A 21076-nucleotide genomic window follows, 5' to 3' on the forward strand; every position below is an offset into this window, starting at 1 on the left:
TTGCCCTTTTACAGTGTTGGGAGACGGGAACTTATGCCCGGCTCGCGATAGGCCCAACTGGGCGCAGTTGCATCAGGATTACGCCTGAAGTTTTTAAGTTCATGCAGACCACGCTGACGTTTAATATCAGCAGCAGTCAAAGTTTGCAGCAGAGTACGCATTATATTGTTCGTTGTTATTTCAGCATCAGCAACTGTGCTTTGCATAGCATCACATATAACTTGGTGAACCTGAGTGCGCAGGTTCAAATATGCTTCACGGTCCATTAAAATCCCATCCATTCAGCAATTGAAACAGTCCCTATTTGTTGAGACTCAGGAAGCCAGACTCTTTCGGGCTTAATGCCCTGCTCTTTTCTTACGTCAATAGCCTTGAGCGTTTCTTGAACCTGTTGATCAAGTACAGGGTTCAAGAAGGCAGGTTTTAAACGCTGCTGAAACTCAAGGTTCCGGCGTTGGCCGGGAGTTAATTGGCCACCCTGAAAACTAACGGTTCTCATGCTGCGACCTGCTGGAGGTGATTAGGACGCTGATACCACGTCGGCACGGCCAAGGTGGATTTTGTCACTTCGCGGCACTGGCGGACGAATACAGGTGCAAAGCGGCTGGTATCGCAAGCGTTGCGAATGTTGATACCGATTCGGTTAAGTTTGGCCGCATGCCCTTTAACCTGAGACTTTGAAAAGTCGATATTGGATGTACCGGACATCCACTCGAGAGCGTAACTAGCCGTGGTGCGAGCGGAGCGCAAAGTATCGCAAACACCCTCAGCAACTAATTGTTCAGCAATGCTTACAATATCCATGGCTGTCACCTTCAACTTTTCATCTATCTTAAGAAACTCGCTGTGGAGTTCGGCTAAACGCCTTTCATCAAATAGTCCCCAATAGCAGAGGGCTTCGCGCTGTAAATATTCGCTTTTAAGTTCTTGTTCCATGCGGACCACGCCTTCTTGTGCGCAGTAATTTTTAACCCGCAGTACGTATTTGTATTCTTCCGACTCCTCACCAAAGACACGTTTTATCTTTGGCAGACAGTTTTGATCCATCTCAAAGGCTTTGTCGTAGGCCTTTCGGTATTGGAGGCGACCGCCTTTACCGTTGCCTTTAGGGGTCCAGGCTACGGTTCGCCCGTTGGGATACAGAAAGCCAATCGAGTGCCCTATGCGCTGACTCGAAACGCCGCGAAGGTAAGCAAGTACATTGCCCTCCCCCAGCGAAACGTTTGTAGTCAAGTCGATACGCTCAATCTTTGCCCCGTCGGCGATACGGTCGCCTGACTTTGCACCTGACTCGCCCTGACGAATATCAATGCGGGTGCAGCGAGTAAAACCAGGGAGGCCATATTCACGCAACAGCCCGTTGTAGACCGAAACGCACTGCTCAATAGAGGTGAACCCAAACAGGTTGTCGAGCCGCCCTACCCGGCTGGGGTTGCCTTCAACACGAATCTTCCGGCCTTGAACATGAATCGTCACCGAAGTGGAAAAGCTGGCTTCGTGCTTAAAGCGTGGCTGACGAGTGCTCAAAACCTCGTTGGTATTAGCGTCTATCGTCAGCGTAAAGACATCGCACACGACCGGTAGGTCGTGATCGTGCTCCTGCGAAATCGTTAGCCAATCGATGAACATCTGAAATCCTGTCAATATCTGTATTCCAATACAGAACTGGCGAGATTATGAGACCCTTAGATGCTCGAATGCAAGCAGAAATGTACCGATATATAGGTACTGTATGGGCGGACAGTTAATACGATGGCAGGCATGAGCAACCACGCAGGCAACAGAGCCATGACCATCGGAACAAACCTGAGACGGTATCGGGAGGCTAAAGGCCTTACTCAGCAGGCCGTATGGGAGGCTGCTGGAATAAGTAAGTCGAGCTACACGTCTTATGAGGCAGGTCGCGGAATGCCGTCAGCTGACAAAGTTGTAAGCCTTGCCGCAGTGTTGGGTACTACCACAGATGAGCTTTTGCTAGAGCCTTCGGAAATGGTGGTATCCCAAGATATGTTGCCTATTCTTCGGCGCTTTGAGGCGTTGCCCGTAGATATCCGAAATCAAGCCAAAATCGCCTTGAAAGGTGTGCTATTCGGGTATGAGCAGGAAGCCCTGAGATAGCCAAAAGCGGGTCGCGTGATGGCTGAAAAGTATGGAAAACCATACCAAAGTGGGGGTGTAACAGCACCCCCACCCCATAAAGCAAGGAGAGCAAATGAAAACAGCACTGCCGCTCGATCAACTGATCGCCACAGCAAACGAGGAGCTCAAAGAGCACTCCTGGTACGAAGAAGGCATGGAAATCAAAGAAGCCAAGATGGTGGGCAACATCCTGACAATGCATGCAGCAGGGCTCTTGGACGATAAAGGAGTTCAAAAACCAGAGTCCGTCGTGCGATTGAACGAGTTTGCGCATTCGTTCGCGTCCAGATACACACTGATTTAAAAGCTCGCTGGGAAATTGCACCTTCCGGGACCAGACCGGCGATAGCGCTACACGTCACGGGACCGCGCTGGCTGCGCTCAAATCCCGGGGTAATGCCTCGGGGTGATCAGGGCGCGAAGTAACACCAGGGCGACTACAGGCAATTTGCACGCGACAAAAAACCCCAGGGCTCTTAAGAACGCTGGGGTTTTCCTTTGGGCGATAGACCGGCCCGCGTTGCGGGGTATCGGCGCACCAGGTGCAACGCACTAACGAGGATCTGCGAGGCGCCTAATGCCCTTCGGGCAGGTCGAGGTCGCACGATCAAGGCTGTAACGGCCAAGCCGCCGTGCAAACATGCATACTAAAAGCAATTAAATCGTCGTAATATCTCGCATGTAGCCTTCAAGGCACTTGATATTTATCCCCGCGAGGGACTTGCAAAGCCCGGTCAATGACTGGGCTTTTGCCTTTTTGGCAACTGGGAAATGTTCGGCCTCGCATAATGGACGTTATGGCTAAATTCAGCGCCGGGGCTTCGCTATTATCCCGACGCTAAATTCGTCGATTCCGACGGCGTAGCTACCATAACGTCAGAGAAATTATGCGAACCTTCGTATTGGGGCGTCAGGGCCAGTGGAGACAGCTTTTCACCAGGCAGACAGGCATGATGAGTCGTTGGCCATCGAGGGATAAAAAAAATGAACGCAACACCTGGTACTGCAAATCAACGCTGGACTGTGACCTGCCAAGACGCTGGCGATGGCTCTGGTGACCTTATTGTGCCGCTTCCTGCAGATTTGAAATCAGATATGGGATTGGCCGTCGGCGACACCTTGAACATCATTAAGGCCTATGCGGACACTCACAAAAACATTGTCTTATCAGACACTGCACCGATCCCTGACCGTGTTGATGAACGGGTTGAGCCTGTCGATTCGCAAGCGTTGGAGGACATTCGTATGACTGAGCAACGACTGTCAAAGAACAATACAGCCAGCACCAAGACGTCCGAATTCGAAGGCATATCCAAAAATTACCAGCCAGATACCGGCACCCCCGATGACCCTGAGAGCCAGCAAAACCACCATGATGTAGACACATTGCTAGGTGTATTGGTTGATCTCTACCACGTCTGCGGAATGCTTGACGCCAAGGTTGAGGTTTTGGATCAAATCATTGCTGCACTGTACGGTGATCCGTTGCCCCATGAGTCCTTGTCCGCATACGCCGACCGCGATCCTGATGGATGGGTGCCCGTTGAGGATGCCGGCCGCTGAAGACATGCCGGTTTTCTATGGTTTGAAACGTAAATACCCCCGGCTACACAGAAAAAGCGTGTGTTTCGCAGCACTTATAGCGCTTTGTATTTGAGTGTGTGTCAGCACTGAAGGCTTGAAACAGTCATATTTTTGAACAACCTACTCTTTTTTTATACGATAAGGATATAACTAAACTAAATGGTTGTTTAGTTTAGTTATATTAATAGATTCACATTAGGCGATCGCTACCGCCCTTACCTACTTCCTGAATCTGGTGTCGCATTCGTTCCCGAACGGTCGCTACAACCTTTTGCAAGAACGCTGTCGATGTACCCCGCTCATGAACGTGTTGAACCGTCGCTCGTCAATTGCTTGGGCCCGGCAATCAACCAGGCCACAAGTCCCAGCAGTGGCACGAAGATCAATACCGCAACCCACATGCAGCGGCTGTTCACGTTAGCCCCGCTCTTGAGGACGCTTTTGATGGCCCACAACTCCAGCAGCAGGACGACGATTGCAAGTGCGACCCAAATGTATTCGATTTGCATGTTCAACCTCCCAAGTAGTCCTGCTTTAGGGGGCTGATGCGCATGAGGGTTCACTAAATTTCATCCCCGATGCTTGCTCAGAGGATGAATCGGTCTGTTGCGTTGCGGCGCTCGTTATCGTCACGCATGTCGTAACTGACCGTGGTTGCGATGTTGGCGTGGTGTGCCAATTTTTGGGCAATGGAGACGTCGTATTCTTCAATCACCCGCGTAATAAAGGAGCGACGGAAGTCGTGGGGCATGATGTTGACCCCTACTTGCTTACCGCGCTGTTTGGCAATGTAGTAGATCGCGTGCTTGGTTATTCGCTCGCGGGTGATGTGGTTGCCCCGGCGAATGCGATTGAACAAAAAGTCGTCGTCATCCACACCTTCCGGCAGGTGCGCGCGACGAAACGCCAGCCATGCTTCGAGTTTTTCAAACGCCCACGCCGGCGCGAATTTGATCAACTCCTTGTTACCCTTGCCCATCACTTGCAAGCTGCGCTCGGCCACATTGATCTGGCTCAGTTCAAGGTTCACGGACTCCGATTTGCGCATCCCTGAGCCGTACAGAATGGCAATGATCGCTGCGTCACGTAACCCTTGCGGTCGCGGATCGGCGGCGCAAACGTCCATCAGTTCCCGAATCAACGTGCGGCGCAAGTTACGCCCTTTGCTCAGGCGTGTGCCCCCGCCCGCCTTCACTGCCCGGATTTTCAGCAGATGATCCTGCGTGATCAGGCTCTGTTGCCACGCCTGATTCATTACCCCGCGGATGGCATTCACGTACAGCGAAGAGGTGTTCGGCGCGTAGCCATCGGCGCGCAACGCAGCGACCAGTGCGGTGATATGCCCAGGCTGCAATTGGTGCCAGGGAAACTCGTCGATGGTGACGTCTTCAACGCCCAAACGGTCCGCCGCATCTTGCAGCACATAGCGCATGGTTTGCCGGCTGGACGGGGCAAGACGTTCAAGGTAGAGCACCACGGGCGCTTGAACATCATTCAGGGGGCTGACGTTAACCAACGGTGTTACGGGTTCGGAAGTCGACAAAACCAATCTCGATACGGTTTGAAACAAGCCCGCAATATACCGCATCGACAGCGTTTTTCTGACACCGTGTCTCGTCGCTTAAAATCCTCGCGCCAACAGGACTGCCACACCCAGCAACATAAAGGCGGTCGCTCTTTGCAACAGACGTTGCCGCGCCGGGCTTTGCAGGACCCGGCGAATGCGCTGTCCGAAGTAGCAATACAGGCACCCGCTGGCAAACTGCAGCAACAAAAAAGCTAACCCGAGGGCGGCCACGTCCAGCATTCGGGTCTCGCCCCCCTGCCCCGCAAATTGCGGAAACACTGCACTGAACATGACGATGGTTTTCGGGTTCGAGAAGCCTGTCAGCAGGCCCTTGCCGAAACGGTCCGCAAACCCGCTGGCCAAGGGTGTACGAGTGTCCTGTAAAGAAATGCCGGTACTGGTCCACTGCCGATAGGCCAGATACAGCAAATAGACGACGCCGATGTATTGAATCGCGCGACTGATTAGCACATTGCCTTTAACCAGTTCTGCAAAGCCCACAGCAAAAATCAGTATCGATACCAGATACGCGGCACTGGCGCCCAACTGCACCGGCATCGAGCGCTTGAGCCCCTCCTGCATGCCAAAGCCCATCAACAACAGGGTCATGGGGCCGGGGCTGAAGGTCATGGTCGCGCAAAATACCAAAAAGTAAGCGAATGAAGCGTAGGTCAACTGAGTAGCCATAAAACGTCTTACCCCCTGATCACATCGCCCGAACGTGCGTGGGCGGCCAGGCAGTGTGTGCAATCGCCCTCACTGCGGACAGGTAAAGACAGATCAAACTTTACCGGTCTTTACTGGTAGCATGACCGGCAAAGTTTGAGGTGGTCATGCCTATTTCCCCTATCGCGTTTCAACCCGGCACCCCCAAGGTGCAGCAAATCGTTAACGCACTGACCCAAGCCATGGATGAGGGATTGCTAAGCCCCGGCAGCAAGTTACCCTCGGTGCGCGAAATGACACTGGTGTTGGGCGTCAGCAAATTCACCCTGATCGAGGCGCTGGACCGCCTGCGCGGCCAAGCCCGCATCACGTCCAGTCAGGGCCTCGGGTACTTTGTGGCGCCTGCGCCAATCACTGCGACTGCCGAGCCGGTTGACCTGTTACCCAAAGACCTGACCAGCGTGCTGCGGCGGTCCCTGATCGGCGCCAGCGCGGCCTTGCGACCCGGCGGCGGGCACTTGCCCGAACACTGGCTCGACTCCAGCACGCTGCGTGCCAGTGTGCGCGCGGTCAGCCGCTCCCCACTGCTGCGGTTAACCGGTTACGGCGACCCGGCGGGTTACCTGCCGCTGCGTCAGGCTTTGCAGCGAAAGCTGGCGGCGCAGGGGCTGGACGTGGCGCTGGAACAGATCATTACCACCAGCAATACGGTACAGGCGCTGGACATGGTGTTGCGCCTGCGGTTGCGGCCGGGGGCCACGGTGTTGCTGGACACGCCCTGCTATTTCAACTTCCACGCTAACCTGGCGTTGCATGGGGCGCGTGTCGTAACGCTAGAGCGCACCGCCCAAGGGCTGGACTTGCAGGCGCTGGAGGCACTGCTAAAAGAGCAACGCCCCAGCGTTTACCTGACGACCAGCGTGCTGCAAAACCCCACGGGGCATTCGTTTACACCCGCACAGGCCCACGGTTTGCTGGAGCTGACCAAACGCTACAACTGCCACATCATCGAAGATGACCTGTATGGCGATCTGCATCCCGAACCGCCGCCGCGCTTGTCGACATTGGCGGGGCTGGAACATGTGACGTACCTTGGCGGCTTCTCCAAAATCCTCAGTGCCAATTTGCGGGTCAGCTTCGTGGTGACCTCACCGCAAATGGCCGCCAACCTCTCGCACATGAAATTAATGTGCGGCGGCATTACCTGCGAAATGCTGGAGCAGACGCTGTGTTCGATGCTCACCGATGGCAGTTACCACAAACACCGCAAACGTATGCTGCAAAGGCTAATGAGCGCCGGTGCACGGGTGACGGCAGGGTTGCAGCAAGCGGGGATGAGCATGAGCGTTCCGTATGCGGGCGGGCTGTTTATCTGGGCCACGTTGCCGCCCGGTCAGGATGCCGAAATGCTGGCTCAGGCCGGGCTCAAGCAAGACCTGGTGCTCGCCCCCGGAACGTTGTTCGGCTATGGGCCGCAACTGGCACGCTGCCTGCGCTTCAACGTGGCCCATACCGACGACTCGCGGGTCATGGCCGTCATGAACGCCCTGCTGCTCAACGCAGATTAAGCGGGTCCACCAACCCTGCGGCGATCGCCATGCCCACCAGGTCAGGCAAATGGTCAGCCTGCATGCGCTTCATCACCCGTGACCGATACAAATCAATAGTCTTGACGCTCACCGCCAGCAACTCGGCGATTTCACGGGTCGTGTAGCCCTTAACCAAAGGCATCAGCACATCCCGTTCCCTGGGGGTCAGGCTGTTCAGGCGCGCGTGCACATCGCTCAGTGCTTGACCGGCGACCTGTTGCGGGACGCGGCCACTCAACGCTTGCTGCACGCTGTCGAGCAGCAACTGCTGGTTGTACGGTTTCTCGATGAAATCATGGGCGCCCGCCTTGAAGGCCCGCACCACAATCGGTACGTCAGCATGACCGCTGACAAAAATCACGGGCATCGTGATGCCACGCTCCTGAAGGGCTTGTTGCACATGCAGTCCACCCATGGACGGCATGCGCACATCCAGCAACACGCATGCGTTCAGATGCGGGTCGCAGGCCTGCAAAAACGCGTGCCCGCTGGTGAACGGCAGCGCGTGCAGGCCGACCGATTCCAGCAGCCAGACGGTGGAGTCGAGCATGCCCTGATCGTCATCGACCACATACACCATGGGCTGCATTGAAGTTGTCATTGCTCAGTCACTCTCTTGTTGTTGTTCGGGTGGATGGGCTGCCCCCATCAACGGCAAGGTGCAACACATCAGCAGGCCGTGAGGTTGCGGGTGGGCTTCAAGCTCCCCGCCCAAGCCTTCGATGATGCTGCGACTCATGGACAAACCCAGCCCGAGGCCGTCGGCCTTGCTGGTGTAAAACGGGGTAAACAGTTGATGTAACTGCGCCTGACTGACCCCCGGCCCCTCATCGAGCACGCTGATCTGCAAACGCGAGTTGCCCAGGGGCTGAGCCTGCAAGCGGATACACGACGGCTCAGCCGGGCGCTTTTCGCCATTGGCTTCGATCGCGTTACGCAACAGGTTGAGCAACACCTGCTCCAACAGCACCTGGTCGGCGAATACACGCGGCAAATGAGCCGGGATCTCTTGTTCAATCGTCACTCGCCGGGCATTGGCCTCCCAAGCACACAGACTGACGGCCCGACGCATCACTTCACTGACGTCCAGTGCCTGCACGTTGCGGCGCCCTTTGCGCAGAAAGCTGCGCAACCGCGTGATGACTTCTGCTGCATGGTTGGCATGCAGGGTGATGCGCTCCAACCCCTGCGCGACCCGATCCACCGCTTGGGGGTTGCTGCTCAGGCTGTGCAAATACCGTTGACTGGCATTCGCGTAATTGACCACGGCGGCCAAGGGCTGGTTGATTTCGTGAGCGATCCCGGACGCCAGCTCGCCCAATGTCACCAAGCGTGCCGTATGCGCCATCTCGTCTTGATGCTGACGCTGCTGGGCTTCGCGCAACTCGCGCTCGCGCATGTCACGGGCCACCAATGAAAAGAAGCGCTCCCCGGCCGTTGAACGGTGCGCCAGCAACAGCAGCGATACCGGCACGGAAGGCTGGTGATTCAAGGGCAGCAAACGCGTTTCCGTGCTCCACAGACCCTGCTGCTCAGCGCGACCCCAACCGATTGCATCGAGTTGCGCCACGTCCTCACGGCTCAGGAAGGCGCTCAGTGCAGGCATCCCGGCCGAAGGCGCCAGCCCCAAAATACGGCGCGCCGCCGGATTGAGGTAGGACACCCCGCCCTGCGGGTCGATGAACAGCACCGGGTCCGGGTTGGCCTCCACCACCTCCGCCAGCCGGCGCTTGTTCTCTTCGGCCTGCACCCTGGCGGTAATGTCACGGGACACACTGACGACTTCCACCACCGCGCCGGTATAGGTTTCACGAATGGCCCGGCTCGCGGTTTCAAACCACAGGTAATGCCCGCCCTGATGGCGAATGCGGTAAGTCATGGTGTAGTAACCGTCAACGTGCAGGGCATCCCGCGCCCGATGAATCACCTCGGATAAATCGTCAGGATGAAACAGACGCTGCGCCCGTGTCCCTCGCAGGCTTTGCGGCCAGTAACCCAGCAGCGTCCACGAAGCTGGCGAGGCATCCAGAAAGCGCCCGTCGGGGGTATGACGTGAAATCAGGTCGGTGGTGTTTTCGGTAATCAACCGGTACAGACGCCTCGCTTTGGCGGCCTCACGTTCGGCCATCCATTCCTGGCTGGCTTCCCGGCCTCGGGCCAGTACCCACTGGCTGTCCACGTCCGGAATCAACGTCCACAGCCACACCTGATCCTGGTATTGCGCTTCCACGTGTTCAATGGCCCGCTGTTGTTGCAGGCAAGCACGCACCAGTTCCGGCAGATTGCCAGGTAGCCAGTCACGCACCTGCTCGCGGGACGCACCGGCCAGCACAGCTTCCAAAGCCGGGTTAACCATCAGCGGCGCGCCCTCGGCATCAAGGATCACAGAAGGGTGCGGATCGTGGTGCATCAGCGTCGCTGGCATGGGATTCCCTGAAAAACGTCTATATAGAACAACTACTATATTGCTTAGGTATTACTTCCATATCAAACCCGGAGTGGGCTATAAATCGTGTCGGACATCAACTGACCTTCTCGCCACCGGCAGAGCGGGCAGCCATAGAGCTAACAATCAGCCACCGGAATGACCATCATGTCGATTTTTGAGCAAGGCCTCGGGCCTGCCGCTGTCAATCATACTGCCCTCTCCCCGCTCGGCTTCATCGAACGCACCGCCAGCGTCTATCCCCACTACCCGGCCGTGATCCACGGTTCGATTCGGCGCACCTGGTCACAGACCTACAACCGTTGCCGACGCCTGGCGTGTGCCCTGGCCGGGCGCGGTATCGGCAAGAACGATACCGTGGCCGTGATGCTGCCCAATATTCCCGCGATGCTCGAAGCCCACTTCGCCGTGCCCATGATCGGTGCCGTGCTCAATGCGCTGAATGTGCGCCTCGACGCGGAGGCCATCGCCTTCATGCTGGCCCATGGCGAAGCCAAGGTACTGATCGCCGACCGGGAATTCCATGACGTGGTGCATGCCGCTGTGGCCATGCTCGACCACCCGCCACTGGTCATTGACGTGGATGACCCGGAATACGGCGAAGGCCAGCCGGTCAGCGCGCTGGATTACGAAGCGCTGCTGGCCGAGGGCGATCCGGATTACGCCTGGCAATGGCCCGATAACGAATGGGACGCCATCGCCCTCAACTACACCTCCGGCACCACAGGCAACCCCAAAGGCGTGGTGTATCACCATCGCGGCGCGTATTTGAGTTCGCTGGGCAACCAGATGATCTGGGCCATGGGCAATCACCCGGTGTACTTGTGGACGTTGCCGATGTTCCACTGCAACGGTTGGTGTTACCCATGGGTGATTACGGCACTGGCGGGCGTGCACGTGTTCCTGCGCCGGGTGGACCCGCAAAAAATCCTCACCCTGATACGCGAGCACCAAGTGACCCACCTGAGCGGCGCGCCCATCGTGCTCAACGCACTGGTGAACATGCCGGAATCGGCCAAGGCCGCCATCGATCATCCCGTGCACGCGCTGGTGGCCGGTGCGGCGCCGCCCGCCAAAGTGATTGGCGCCGTGGAAGAAATGGGCATCAAAGTCACCCATGTCTACGGGCTGACGGAAGTCTATGGGCCGGTGACCATCTGCGCCTGGCATGACACCTGGGATGAGCAGCCACTGGCCGAGCGGGCCCAGATCAAATCGCGTCAGGGCGTGCGCTACCCGACCCTAGAAGGGCTGATGGTGGCGGACCCGAAAACCCTCAAACCGACGCCGCGCGATGGCGAAACCATGGGTGAGATCTTCATGCGCGGCAACACCGTCATGAAGGGCTACCTGAAAAACCCCACTGCCACGGCCGAAGCCTTTGAAGGTGGCTGGTTTCATACCGGTGACCTGGCGGTGTGCCACCCGGACGGCTATGTTGAGATCCGCGACCGCCTGAAGGACATCATCATTTCCGGGGGTGAAAACATCTCCACCATCGAAGTCGAAGGCGTGCTGTATCGCCATCCCGGTGTCATGGAAGCCGCCGTCGTGGCCCGCCCGGATGAAAAATGGGGCGAAACCCCGTGTGCATTTATCACCCTCAAGGCCGATCATGGCCATGTGCGCGAAGCGGACATCATGGGCTTTTGCCGTGAACATCTGGCGGGGTTCAAGGTGCCGCGTACCGTCATCTTCACCCTGTTGCCGAAGACGTCCACGGGTAAAGTCCAGAAGTACGTGCTGCGTGACATGGCCAAAGCCCTTTAATCCGGCGCAGATCGCTTCCCATCCATGAGCTGCAATGAGGTTTTGTGATGCCTGAATTCAATGCTCCACTGCGCGACATGCGCTTTGTTCTGCACGAAGTGTTCGAAGCCCCCGCGCTGTGGGCGCGCCTGCCCGCGCTGGCCGACCATGTCGATACCGAGACCGCTGACGCCATTCTTGAAGAAGCCGCCAAAGTGACTGGCCAACTGATTGCGCCGCTCAACCGCAGCGGCGACGAAGAAGGCGCTCAATGGCAAGCCACCACCGTCACCACCCCAAGCGGGTTCAAGGCGGCCTACACCACGTACATTGAAGGCGGCTGGGTGGGATTGTCCGGCAACCCTGAGTTCGGCGGCATGGGCATGCCCAAAATGCTCGCCGTGCAATTTGAAGAAATGCTCTATGCGGCCAACTCCAGCTTTGCGCTGTATTCGGCGCTCAGCTCCGGCGCCTGCCTGGCGATTGATGCCCACGCGACTCACGCGCTGAAAAGCACCTACCTGCCGCCGATGTATGAAGGCCGCTGGGCGGGCTCCATGTGCCTGACCGAAGCCCATGCGGGAACCGACCTGGGCATTATCCGCACCCGCGCCGAGCCGCAGGCCGATGGCAGCTTCCTCATCACTGGCAGCAAGATCTTCATCACCGGCGGCGAGCAGGACCTGACCGAGAACATCATTCATCTGGTGCTGGCCAAGTTGCCGGATGCACCGCCGGGGCCCAAGGGTATTTCGCTGTTTCTGGTGCCCAAGCGCCGGGTCAATGCGGACGGCAGTCTGGGCGCTGCCAACGCCGTGACCTGCGGTTCTATCGAACACAAAATGGGCATCAAGGCCTCGGCCACCTGCGTGATGAATTTCGACGGCGCCTGCGGCTGGTTGATCGGGGAAGCCAACAAAGGCCTGGCCGCGATGTTCACCATGATGAATTACGAACGCCTGTCGATTGGCATTCAGGGCATCGGCTGTGCCGAAACGTCCTACCAGAATGCCCGCACCTACGCCCGTGAGCGCCTGCAAAGTCGCGCCCCCACGGGCAAAGTGGCGCCTGACAAAGTGGCCGACCCGATCATCGTCCACCCGGACGTGCGGCGCATGCTGCTAAGCATGAAGGCCATGACCGAGGGCGGTCGGGCATTCGCCAGCTATGTCGGCCAGCAACTGGACCTGTCGAAGTTTTCGAACGACCCGCAGGAACAGGAGCAAGCCAGTGCATTGGTGGCGTTGCTCACCCCGGTTGCCAAAGCCTTCTTCACGGACACCGGGCTCGACAGCTGCGTACTCGGGCAGCAAGTGTTCGGCGGGCACGGGTATATCCGTGAATGGGGACAGGAACAATTAGTGCGCGACGTGCGGATTGCACAAATTTATGAGGGCACCAACGGCATTCAGGCGCTGGACTTGCTCGGGCGCAAAGTGGTTGCCAATGGCGGCGCAGCCTTGCGGTTGTTTACGCGTCAGATTCGGCAATTCGCCAGCCTGCCCGGTAAGCCCTATGCCCGCGAACTGCTCGACGCCGTGCAGCGCCTTGAAGACGTGACTGAATGGCTGTTGACCCGGGCCGCGAGTAACCCTAATGAAATCGGCGCAGCGTCGGTGGAGTATCTGCACCTGTTCGGTTATGTGTCCTACGCCTGGCTATGGGCGCGTATGGCGGACGTGGCCCAGTCGTCCATGGACGCCGATCCGCCGTTCTACACCGCCAAGCTGGCAACGGCGCTGTTTTACTTTACCCGCTTGCTGCCACGCATCCTGAGCCTGGAGCAATCGATTCGCGCGGGCAGCGAACCGTTGTTTGAGCTGGACGCTGCCAGTTTTTAAGCAAAAAAAACGGCGGCCTGTACAGGGCCGCCATCAGCGCATCACTGACTCAATTCATCCAGGTACAGCACCTCACGGTGCTCAACCAAATCGGCCGCAGCAGCGACCATTTTCTGGTAGTGATCGGTTGTTTGGTGAAAATCAATTGCAGCCTGATCCGTCCAGCCCTCCATGAACACAAACCGTTGCGGATCTGCGCGGTCGACGTGCAAGTGATAGAACAGACAGCCTGGCTCCTTGCGTGACGCCGGTACGCAAGCCAGCAGCGCTTTTTTCAGGGCGTCACCCTTGCCTGGCTTGGCACACAGGATGGCAACCACTTTGATGGCGTTGGACATATCGGCTCCGTGGGCACTCATTGCGCGTGCTGAGCGTTGCTCAACCTCTTCAGTTCGATGACGATTTTATCTTTGACCTTCAACCGCTTGTCCTTGAGCAGGATTAACGTGTCATCGGAAGTGCCGATGGCCTCGTTTTTTTCGGCTTCAACCACGTGCTGATCCGCTTCACTGTACTTATCGATCAGCGCTGCAAGGTGAGGATCCTCGGCACTCAACTTGTTCAATTCTTGCTGGGTGATGCCCAAGTCCAAAGCCAAATCATGTTTTACCGGCATATCTGCACCTCATTAACGTTGCGGTGGCGAACGCAGAGTCACGGCGTGACCCTGCACCTCAGCTGTCATGCCCCCTAAGCAATAGCACGCTCTGGCCCACTCAGAAAGCCGCGCGTACACATTCGTGCGCGGGATCAATGCTGTTGACCCGTGGCAAACAGGCGTCAGGGCGCGGTATCAGGCCAGATCACACCCTTTTTGGACGTTGCGAACCGGCCAGCCGCACCCGTCGACCAAAAACGTCATTCGGTCAGGGCGATTGCCACTATGCGGCCATGCACTTAACCGATTCTTCCTGCATCGCACTCAGGTGTTTCTCCGCGCAGCAATGGGCCCTATACCCAGGACAATCAGAGATATTTCCGAGGTCAAGCCTGACTATTCTTGTCGTGTTACTTCAAAAACAACCTTCAAGAGAATCAGACATGCACGCAATAAAAGGACAAGGATTGTCCACACTGAAAGTTTCGCTGGTTTTAGCGTTAAGTTTGCTGAGTCATCCCTACGCACTTGCCACGACTGCTCACTCAACATCCAACCCAATCAATAGCGAACCCATTGAGCCGGCACAACTGCATCTGCTTGAGGGTGTTGAATACGCGAGTGTTAGCCAATTGAATGACAAGTACACACTGCAAGGGCTTACATCGGTATCTGTGGTGAACTACTTGCTGAATCGTATTGAACGCTTGGATAAAAACGGCCCCGCCATTAATTCAATTATTGAACTCAACCCCGATGCCCTGACAATTGCCGCTCAAAGGGATCAGGAACGCAGCCTGGGTCATGTGCGTGGCCCGCTGCACGGCGTACCCGTTCTGCTCAAAGACAATATCCAGACGGCCGACTCCATGCAGACCAGCGCAGGTTCGCTGGCACTGGTCGGGCAACCCGCCGCTGACGATGCCTTCATCGTCCAGCGCTTGCGTGACGCCGGCGCCATTGTTTTGGGCAAGACCAACCTCAGCGAGTGGGCCGGCTTTCGCGACCCGGCGATACCCAGCGGCTGGAGCGCACGGGGCGGACAAACCAAAAATCCGCATCAGCTGACGGCCGACCCTTGCGGCTCAAGCACCGGCTCAGCGGCCGCAGCCGCGGCGGGCTTCGCTCCGCTGACCGTAGGGACCGAGACCAACGGCTCGATTCATTGCCCCTCGTTCATGAATGGCGTGGTTGGCCTGAAACCGAGCCTGGGCCTCTTAAGCCGAAGCGGAATCATCACCGTCTCGAAAAACCAGGACACCCCCGGCCCCATCACCCGCACGGTGCGTGACGCTGCGCTGTTACTCAATGCGATGACCGGGAACGACCCAACCGATAACGTGCAACACGCGCGTGTACCTGAGTCCGTGGATTACACCGCCCAACTCAGTGCCGACGCGTTACGCGGCAAGCGGATCGGCTTTCCCGCCAGTTACGATCAAGTGAGCGCAGACCAATCCCAGGACCCCAACTTTGCACACGCCCTGCAAGTGCTCAGAGACGCGGGAGCCGAACTGGTACCGGTGGCAGAGCCCAGCTACGAAACGTCGACCTACATGGAGCACTATCAGGCGTTACTGTTCATGGACTTGAACCGTGAAGCCCCCAACTGGTTCAGTTCCCGTCAAGGCATGCCCGTTCATTCACTAGAAGAACTGGTCACGTTCAATCAAACGACACCCGGCAACCCCGCCTACGGGCAGGACACCATCACCGCATTCCTCAACACACCGTATAACGAGGATGACTACAACACCCTGTGGTCTGACCTGCACAGCCGCAGCCAGGCGCAGATAGATCAATTGCTGACTGAGCATTCACTGGATGCGTTGGTGGACAGTGCTGACGGTTTTGTACCCTCAATCGTGCCGGTCGCGGGCTACCCCGGTATCACGGTGCCTTCAGGCGCTGACGCTCAGGGCACGCTCAAAGGGCTGTACTTTTACGGCCCGCGCTGGAGCGAAGCGCTCCTGCTGGGCCTTGCTTACAGCTACGAACAGGCAGCCCTAGCGCGCCTGACGCCTGCTTTCTCATCCTGAAGCAGCGCAAACCCGCATCCTGTGAATGCGCAGGCGGTTCATGACGCTCACGATTGAATCACCTGACACGCTGAAGAAACACAGCGCCAGCCTCCACCTATCGGCTGGCGCTCCCCCCCCTGCTTTGAACCCTTGCGCGACACAACCCGGCGCGCTAGACGCCTCAATACAGCGCATAAATGTCAATTTAATGACTGAAATGCATTGCGCAGCATTTTATTGACGAAAGTTGTTTTAAATCATGAGCAAAGCAGAATTCTCGGTGATAGGATGCAAACTTTTCCGGCGTGCCTGAAAGGTCTTCAGAACCTTAGTGCACGAATTAATTACAGGGATGTGTACGAATAATCGTCTACGCTAAATACAACAGCTACGCCATTTGTTTGACGCCAAAGTGTGTTCACGCATGTCAATCCTCCGTAAGAGGGGTAGGCTGTTGTTTTAACGAAAGTGCGCACTTTGAATTCGTACGTATACATGGGGGACGTTTCGCTTGGCTCTAATTACGTTGGCCATCCGGGGCTTACTGGATCAACAAATAGCGTTGCGTACAGGCGGGCTTTATTGGGCCACTGTCGATCAGGCACCTGACGCTAAAATTCTGACACGCCAATTCATCGACGCACTCCCGCTTCAAAGCCCTGCGACGTTAATTTCCTGCGCCAATACCCCGCAAAGCATCATCAGCGATCTCGCGCCTGACCGCGGCCCGACCAAACTAATCAGGCGCTGAGCAGCTGCGTCTTGAGCACGCCCTTGAGGGTTTTGCCCGACGCGTTGCGTTCAAACGGGGTGTGCTGCACGTGAACCCGCGCCGGCACTTTGTAACTGGCCAGCCGCGCTGCCATGAAGGTCTTGAGTGCCTCGCTGTCCGGGGCTCTGCCCGCCTCGGCGCGCACAACCAGCAGCACCACTTCACCCAGGTCGTCATCGGGCATGGCCAACGCCGCCGCCTCGATCACGCCGGGCATTTCGCAGGCGCATGACTCCACTTCCGCCGCTGAAATTTTTTCGCCGCCGCGATTGATCAGGTCTTTGGCGCGGTCGGTGATGTAGAGGAAGCCTTCCTCATCCAGCCTGCCGATGTCACCGGTGTCCAGCCAGCCGTTTTGCAGGGTCAGCGCGCTGGCCTCGGGCTGGTTCCAGTAGCCACTCATCAACGTCGGCGAGCGCAGCCAGATCACCCCGCTGACGCCCGTCGGCACGGGTTGGTCGGGGCTGTCGCCGATGCGCACATCCACGATGGGCAGCGGCCAACCGGCGGCGGCCGGTTTATAGACGAACTGATCGCCCCCAATCGCCGCGCCGATGCCATTGCTTTCCGTCAGGCCATAGCCGCTGCCGCCCACGGCCTCGGGTTTACGCTGGGTCAAATGCGCCAGCAGGCTGCTGGACGGGGCCGCCCCGCCCAGACCGAGGCCGAACAGGCTGCGGGTATCGGCGGTGCCGAAGCGCGGTGATGTCAGCAGTTGCTGCATCATCACCGGGGCACCGTTGAACTGGGTGCATTGCTCATCGCGAATCAGATCGAGGGCGGTTTCCACGTCCCACTTGTACATCAGCAACAGCCGCCGACCGCTGCGCAAGGCCAAGAGGAATTGCGCATGCAACCCGCTGACATGAAACAGCGGCACCGCCATCAACGTGGTGGGCGCATAGCCACTGTTGATGACCACGCTGATGCGCTCGGGTGAACTCACCGCGCAAAACGCGCCCTGAAACTCCAGCGCCACCAGCGCCTGACACACTGCGCGGTGGGTCGAGAGCACGCCTTTGGCCAGACTGGTGGTGCCCGAGGTGTAGAGAATCAGCGCCGGATCATCGGCCCCGACCCTTGCTGGCGGGACGCTCACGAGCGGTTCAGCGAGCAGGTCATCGAAGCGGTGGCAATGCGCTTGCAGTGGCGAGCCCGCAGGCATGCCCACCACCAACGTTGCGAGCCTCTGTGCGCTCAGGTCGTCGGCCAGCAACTGCAACCGTGGCGCATCACACACCCACACCTGAGCGTTGCTGTCTTGCAGGCCATGAAACAACTCATCGCGCAGGCCCCAGCTATTGAGCGGCACACACACCGCACCGCAACGCTGGATAGCGGCAAACGCCACCAGCCAGGCCGGTTGATTGCGCATGGCGATGGCCACCCGATCGCCTTGGCGCACACCAAAACGCTGCACCAGTTGCCCGGCCAGACGGTCCACCTGATCGAAAAACTGGCTGAAGCTCAGCCGCTGCTGTTCCCACACCAAAAATTCGCGGTCCCCGTACACCCGCCCGCTGTCGATGGCCGCCCACACGTTGGCGGCGGTGTGGCGAAAATACTTGTGACCGCTGCCCGGGGTTTGCAGCACTTCATAGGGCGAGCCCGGGCCGATCAATTGCTGCCAGGCGCCCTGCCATTGCTCAAGTTTCATCTTGTTATTCTCCAGACGTTAACCGCCTATGGCTGACTCAGGCGGGCGCGGATTCCAGCGCGGCGTAGCGCTCGCAGTGGAAGTCGGCATCCCCCAGACAGGCCTGGGCCACGCGGATGCGTTTCAGAAACAGCCCCACATCCAGCTCATCGGTCACCCCGATGCCACCGTGCATCTGCACCGCTTCATTGGCCACGCGAACGGCCATGGAGCCGGCTTTCCATTTGGCCAGGCTTGCCAGCCGCTGACGCTCCACCCCCGTCATGGACGCATCGTCCAGCGCGGCGAGCCCGGCCATGACCGCGCTGCGCGCCAGTGACAGTTCGACATATAACTGCGCTGCGCGATGTTGCAGCGACTGGAACGAACCGATCGCCACATCGAACTGGACACGGGTCTTGAGGTAGTCGAGGGTCATCTCGAAGAGCTTTTCCGCCATGCCCAGCAGTTCCGCCGCCAGGCACACCCGGCCACGGTCGAGCACGCGGGTGAGCACGGGGCCGGCAGCGCCAGCCTCGCCCAGCAACGCTTGCGCGCCCAGGCGCACCTGGTCCAGACGCACTTGCGCATGGTTGCGCGAGTCAATCAGCGGCAAGGCGCTGACCGTCACGCCCGGCGCATCGGCGGGCACCAGAAACAGGCTGATGCCCTGTTCGGCGGTACGCGCCACCACCAGATAGGCATCAGCCCCCACTCCGTCGATGACGAAGTACTTGTGGCCGTTGAGCACGTAACCGTCGTCCTCGGGCCGCGCGCTCACATTCACGCTCTGCGGGCTGTGCCGCGGGCGCTCGTCGAGGGCCAGAGCCAGACGACGCTCGCCACTGATGACCGACGACAGCCAGCCGTCCTGCTGCTGCGGGCTGCCCAGCAGGTGCAGCAATGAGCCGCTGAGCACTACGCTGGACAACAAGGGCGAGGCACTGAGGTTGTGGCCGATGGATTCGAAAATCGGCCCCAGCCCCATGCAGCCAAAATCCAGCCCGCCGAGGTTTTCCGGAAACGGAATCGCACTCCAGCCCAGCGCCACCGCGTCTTGCCACAACTGAGTATCGAACCCGCAGGCACGGTGCTCATCACGCAGGGCGCGTTGCAGTGACACCGGGCTGCGCGCCGCCAGAAACTCGCGGGCGCTGTCGGCCAGTAGCCGTTGTTCTTCGCTATAAAGCAGAGTCATGGTGGGTTCCTTACTTCACGTCAGGCAGGCCGAGGACCCGCTTGGCGATGACATTGAGCTGGATTTCCGAGGCGCCGCCCGAGATGGTCAGGGCGAAACTGTTCAACCAGCCGCGAGTGATGGCCTGTTGCTGCGCACTGAACGCCGTCGCGTCCCAACCCAGCGCCTGATAGCCCATCACATCCAGCAGCACCTCGAGCTTGTCGCGCTCCTGTTCGGTGTGCACCAGCTTCATGATCGACATCAAACCGCTGACGTCTTGCCCGGCCCGGGCTTCTTCGCCCATGCGCTGCACGGTCAGGGTGCAGGCCTGCTCATTCATCGCGCACGCAACCGCGCGCGCCACCAGCGCCTGTTCACCCAGGCCTTGGGCGTCGGGCAGGTATTCGTGCACCAGCGGCAACAGATGAAAATGCGTCGGCAAACTGAACTCGCCGAACTTGGACATGGCTTTGCGTTCGTGTTGCAACAGGCGCTTGGCCAGATTCCAGCCGCCATTAAGCGGGCCGATCAGTTGGCTTTTCGGCACTTTTACGCCGTCGAAAAACACTTGGCAGAAGGCGGATTTGCCGCTGATCAAATCAATCGGTGCGACACTCACGCCGGGGCTTTGCATGTCGAGCACGATCAGGCTGATGCCCGTGTGTTTGCTCGCCGCAGGATCGGTGCGCACCAACGCGTACATCCAGTCCGACTTGTCGCCGTAGGAAGTCCAGATTTTGCTGCCGTCCACCACAAAATGGTCGCCCGCGTCCCGCGCCGAGGTTTTCAGGCTGGCCAGGTCCGACCCCGCATTGGGTTCGGAAAACCCCTGACACCAACGCACTTCGCCCAGGGTCATGGGGGTCAACAGCGCTTTTTTCTGTTCTTCAGTGCCGAATTCCAACAGCACCGGGCCCAGCATCCAGATGCCGAGGTTGATCTGTGGCGGGCGGCATTTGAGGCGGCGCAGTTCGCTCTCCAGCACTGCGTTGTATTCCGGGCTCAAGCCACCGCCGCCGTATTCAACCGGCCAGTCGGGGCAAAACCAGCCTTTGTCGCGCATGCGCTCAAACCAGACCCGGGCGTCATCACCAGCAAACGCCACCTCCCGGCCGCCCCATACCAGTTCCCCTTCCGGGATCGCCTTGCGCTGGGAGGGCGGGCAATTGGCCTCAAGCCACCTTTGGGTTTGTTCTCTGAACTGCTCAATCGCGCTCATGTGATTCACCTGTTGATCCTGGGAAACGAACAGCCCTTGCACAGCCTGGCCCCCTGACAGCGCGTCGCG

General features: G+C 58.3%; 21 protein-coding genes. 8 read left to right on the top strand and 13 right to left on the bottom strand.

The genetic code is table 11. The features are described from left to right. Nucleotides 1–8: 8 nt before the first annotated feature. From TU74_RS24230 to TU74_RS17950, 3 genes are read right to left on the bottom strand one after another with little or no spacing between them, the layout of a single operon-like run. On the bottom strand, nt 9–266 hold the full coding sequence (locus tag TU74_RS24230; RefSeq protein WP_157315192.1) for a hypothetical protein: 258 nt from the start codon (nt 264–266) through the stop codon (nt 9–11). Continuing rightward, the gene (locus tag TU74_RS17945) at nt 266–499 is read right to left on the bottom strand and encodes a hypothetical protein (protein ID WP_048377223.1); all 234 of its coding nucleotides are present in this window, start codon (nt 497–499) and stop codon (nt 266–268) included. The genes TU74_RS24230 and TU74_RS17945 overlap by 1 nt, the downstream gene beginning before the upstream one ends. Beyond that, nucleotides 496–1629 carry a phage/plasmid replication domain-containing protein gene (locus tag TU74_RS17950; protein ID WP_048377224.1) on the bottom strand — a complete coding sequence of 378 codons (1134 nt, stop codon included), beginning with the start codon at nt 1627–1629 and terminating at the stop codon, nt 496–498. The genes TU74_RS17945 and TU74_RS17950 overlap by 4 nt, the downstream gene beginning before the upstream one ends. Before the next feature lie 159 nt (nt 1630–1788). On the opposite strand from TU74_RS17950, the gene TU74_RS17955 reads away from it, so the two are divergent. The 3 genes from TU74_RS17955 (at nt 1789) to TU74_RS23195 (ending at nt 3702) form a co-directional block, all read left to right on the top strand. After that, a complete protein-coding gene (locus tag TU74_RS17955; RefSeq protein WP_241485587.1) occupies nt 1789–2118 on the top strand; it encodes a helix-turn-helix domain-containing protein in 330 nt (109 codons plus the stop codon). A gap of 94 nt (nt 2119–2212) precedes the next feature. Further along, nucleotides 2213–2443: a DUF2498 family protein gene (locus tag TU74_RS17960; protein WP_048377226.1), complete on the top strand. Its 231-nt coding sequence runs from the start codon at nt 2213–2215 to the stop codon at nt 2441–2443. 680 nt (nt 2444–3123) lie between these two features. Continuing rightward, nucleotides 3124–3702, top strand: coding sequence for a hypothetical protein (locus TU74_RS23195; protein ID WP_082149896.1), 579 nt, complete (start codon nt 3124–3126; stop codon nt 3700–3702). 320 nt (nt 3703–4022) lie between these two features. Here the strand turns inward: TU74_RS23195 and TU74_RS17970 are convergent, their stop codons facing one another. From TU74_RS17970 to TU74_RS17980, 3 genes are all read right to left on the bottom strand, one after another. Continuing rightward, nucleotides 4023–4232 carry a PLDc N-terminal domain-containing protein gene (locus TU74_RS17970; protein ID WP_047274598.1) on the bottom strand — a complete coding sequence of 70 codons (210 nt, stop codon included), beginning with the start codon at nt 4230–4232 and terminating at the stop codon, nt 4023–4025. A gap of 77 nt (nt 4233–4309) precedes the next feature. Continuing rightward, nucleotides 4310–5155, bottom strand: a complete 846-nt coding sequence (locus TU74_RS17975; RefSeq protein WP_047276792.1) for a site-specific integrase — start codon at nt 5153–5155, stop codon at nt 4310–4312. 189 nt (nt 5156–5344) lie between these two features. Next, nucleotides 5345–5977: a LysE family translocator gene (locus TU74_RS17980; protein ID WP_048377227.1), complete on the bottom strand. Its 633-nt coding sequence runs from the start codon at nt 5975–5977 to the stop codon at nt 5345–5347. A 146-nt stretch (nt 5978–6123) separates the two neighbouring features. Here TU74_RS17980 and TU74_RS17985 point away from each other — a divergent pair, with 146 nt between their 5' ends. Continuing rightward, entirely contained in the window at nt 6124–7524 is a 1401-nt protein-coding gene (locus TU74_RS17985; protein WP_048377228.1) for an aminotransferase-like domain-containing protein, read from the top strand. On the opposite strand, the gene TU74_RS17990 is transcribed toward TU74_RS17985, so the two are convergent. Together TU74_RS17990 and TU74_RS17995 are read right to left on the bottom strand one after the other, a co-directional pair. Beyond that, on the bottom strand, nt 7511–8146 hold the full coding sequence (locus tag TU74_RS17990) for a response regulator transcription factor (protein WP_048377229.1): 636 nt from the start codon (nt 8144–8146) through the stop codon (nt 7511–7513). The two genes, TU74_RS17985 and TU74_RS17990, sit on opposite strands and share 14 nt — an antisense overlap. A 3-nt stretch (nt 8147–8149) precedes the next feature. Continuing rightward, the gene (locus tag TU74_RS17995; protein ID WP_048377230.1) at nt 8150–9970 is read right to left on the bottom strand and encodes a PAS domain S-box protein; all 1821 of its coding nucleotides are present in this window, start codon (nt 9968–9970) and stop codon (nt 8150–8152) included. A gap of 168 nt (nt 9971–10138) precedes the next feature. On the opposite strand from TU74_RS17995, the gene TU74_RS18000 reads away from it, so the two are divergent. Both TU74_RS18000 and TU74_RS18005 read left to right on the top strand, forming a co-directional pair. Continuing rightward, a complete protein-coding gene (locus TU74_RS18000) occupies nt 10139–11761 on the top strand; it encodes an acyl-CoA synthetase (RefSeq protein WP_048377260.1) in 1623 nt (540 codons plus the stop codon). A gap of 47 nt (nt 11762–11808) precedes the next feature. Next, nucleotides 11809–13581: an acyl-CoA dehydrogenase C-terminal domain-containing protein gene (locus tag TU74_RS18005; RefSeq protein WP_048377231.1), complete on the top strand. Its 1773-nt coding sequence runs from the start codon at nt 11809–11811 to the stop codon at nt 13579–13581. Nucleotides 13582–13622: 41 nt separating this feature from the next. Here the strand turns inward: TU74_RS18005 and TU74_RS18010 are convergent, their stop codons facing one another. Together TU74_RS18010 and TU74_RS18015 are read right to left on the bottom strand one after the other, a co-directional pair. After that, nucleotides 13623–13919, bottom strand: coding sequence for a putative quinol monooxygenase (locus TU74_RS18010; RefSeq protein WP_047276779.1), 297 nt, complete (start codon nt 13917–13919; stop codon nt 13623–13625). A gap of 17 nt (nt 13920–13936) precedes the next feature. Further along, nucleotides 13937–14197, bottom strand: a complete 261-nt coding sequence (locus TU74_RS18015; protein ID WP_048377232.1) for an HP1242/YdcH family protein — start codon at nt 14195–14197, stop codon at nt 13937–13939. A gap of 449 nt (nt 14198–14646) precedes the next feature. Between TU74_RS18015 and TU74_RS18020 the strand changes: the two genes are divergently transcribed. Continuing rightward, on the top strand, nt 14647–16218 hold the full coding sequence (locus tag TU74_RS18020) for an amidase family protein (protein WP_241485588.1): 1572 nt from the start codon (nt 14647–14649) through the stop codon (nt 16216–16218). Nucleotides 16219–16726: 508 nt separating this feature from the next. After that, nucleotides 16727–16951, top strand: a complete 225-nt coding sequence (locus TU74_RS24385) for a BcsE family c-di-GMP-binding protein (RefSeq protein ID WP_262502316.1) — start codon at nt 16727–16729, stop codon at nt 16949–16951. Here TU74_RS24385 and TU74_RS18025 read toward each other — a convergent pair. The 3 genes from TU74_RS18025 to TU74_RS18035 are packed head-to-tail and all read right to left on the bottom strand — an operon-like array spanning nt 16941 to nt 21007. After that, nucleotides 16941–18629 carry a class I adenylate-forming enzyme family protein gene (locus tag TU74_RS18025; protein WP_048377233.1) on the bottom strand — a complete coding sequence of 563 codons (1689 nt, stop codon included), beginning with the start codon at nt 18627–18629 and terminating at the stop codon, nt 16941–16943. The genes TU74_RS24385 and TU74_RS18025 overlap by 11 nt on opposite strands. A gap of 37 nt (nt 18630–18666) precedes the next feature. Beyond that, entirely contained in the window at nt 18667–19806 is a 1140-nt protein-coding gene (locus TU74_RS18030; RefSeq protein WP_048377234.1) for an acyl-CoA dehydrogenase family protein, read from the bottom strand. A 10-nt stretch (nt 19807–19816) separates the two neighbouring features. After that, nucleotides 19817–21007, bottom strand: a complete 1191-nt coding sequence (locus TU74_RS18035; RefSeq protein WP_048377235.1) for an acyl-CoA dehydrogenase family protein — start codon at nt 21005–21007, stop codon at nt 19817–19819. Between the last annotated feature and the right edge of the window lie 69 nt (nt 21008–21076).

The sequence above is a fragment of the Pseudomonas lundensis genome (assembly GCF_001042985.1).
In the GTDB taxonomy this organism is placed as follows: domain Bacteria; phylum Pseudomonadota; class Gammaproteobacteria; order Pseudomonadales; family Pseudomonadaceae; genus Aquipseudomonas; species Aquipseudomonas lundensis.

Excerpts from the sequence above, each read along its gene's own strand:
- TU74_RS24230 (WP_157315192.1), bottom strand. The coding sequence starts at position 266 with ATGGACCGTGAAGCATATTTGAACCTGCGCACTCAGGTTCACCAAGTT.
- TU74_RS17945 (WP_048377223.1), bottom strand. The coding sequence starts at position 499 with ATGAGAACCGTTAGTTTTCAGGGTGGCCAATTAACTCCCGGCCAACGC.
- TU74_RS17950 (WP_048377224.1), bottom strand. The coding sequence starts at position 1,629 with ATGTTCATCGATTGGCTAACGATTTCGCAGGAGCACGATCACGACCTA.
- TU74_RS17955 (WP_241485587.1), top strand. The coding sequence starts at position 1,789 with ATGACCATCGGAACAAACCTGAGACGGTATCGGGAGGCTAAAGGCCTT.
- TU74_RS17960 (WP_048377226.1), top strand. The coding sequence starts at position 2,213 with ATGAAAACAGCACTGCCGCTCGATCAACTGATCGCCACAGCAAACGAG.
- TU74_RS23195 (WP_082149896.1), top strand. The coding sequence starts at position 3,124 with ATGAACGCAACACCTGGTACTGCAAATCAACGCTGGACTGTGACCTGC.
- TU74_RS17970 (WP_047274598.1), bottom strand. The coding sequence starts at position 4,232 with ATGCAAATCGAATACATTTGGGTCGCACTTGCAATCGTCGTCCTGCTG.
- TU74_RS17975 (WP_047276792.1), bottom strand. The coding sequence starts at position 5,155 with ATGCGCTATGTGCTGCAAGATGCGGCGGACCGTTTGGGCGTTGAAGAC.
- TU74_RS17980 (WP_048377227.1), bottom strand. The coding sequence starts at position 5,977 with ATGGCTACTCAGTTGACCTACGCTTCATTCGCTTACTTTTTGGTATTT.
- TU74_RS17985 (WP_048377228.1), top strand. The coding sequence starts at position 6,124 with ATGCCTATTTCCCCTATCGCGTTTCAACCCGGCACCCCCAAGGTGCAG.
- TU74_RS17990 (WP_048377229.1), bottom strand. The coding sequence starts at position 8,146 with ATGACAACTTCAATGCAGCCCATGGTGTATGTGGTCGATGACGATCAG.
- TU74_RS17995 (WP_048377230.1), bottom strand. The coding sequence starts at position 9,970 with ATGCCAGCGACGCTGATGCACCACGATCCGCACCCTTCTGTGATCCTT.
- TU74_RS18000 (WP_048377260.1), top strand. The coding sequence starts at position 10,139 with ATGTCGATTTTTGAGCAAGGCCTCGGGCCTGCCGCTGTCAATCATACT.
- TU74_RS18005 (WP_048377231.1), top strand. The coding sequence starts at position 11,809 with ATGCCTGAATTCAATGCTCCACTGCGCGACATGCGCTTTGTTCTGCAC.
- TU74_RS18010 (WP_047276779.1), bottom strand. The coding sequence starts at position 13,919 with ATGTCCAACGCCATCAAAGTGGTTGCCATCCTGTGTGCCAAGCCAGGC.
- TU74_RS18015 (WP_048377232.1), bottom strand. The coding sequence starts at position 14,197 with ATGCCGGTAAAACATGATTTGGCTTTGGACTTGGGCATCACCCAGCAA.
- TU74_RS18025 (WP_048377233.1), bottom strand. The coding sequence starts at position 18,629 with ATGAAACTTGAGCAATGGCAGGGCGCCTGGCAGCAATTGATCGGCCCG.
- TU74_RS18030 (WP_048377234.1), bottom strand. The coding sequence starts at position 19,806 with ATGACTCTGCTTTATAGCGAAGAACAACGGCTACTGGCCGACAGCGCC.
- TU74_RS18035 (WP_048377235.1), bottom strand. The coding sequence starts at position 21,007 with ATGAGCGCGATTGAGCAGTTCAGAGAACAAACCCAAAGGTGGCTTGAG.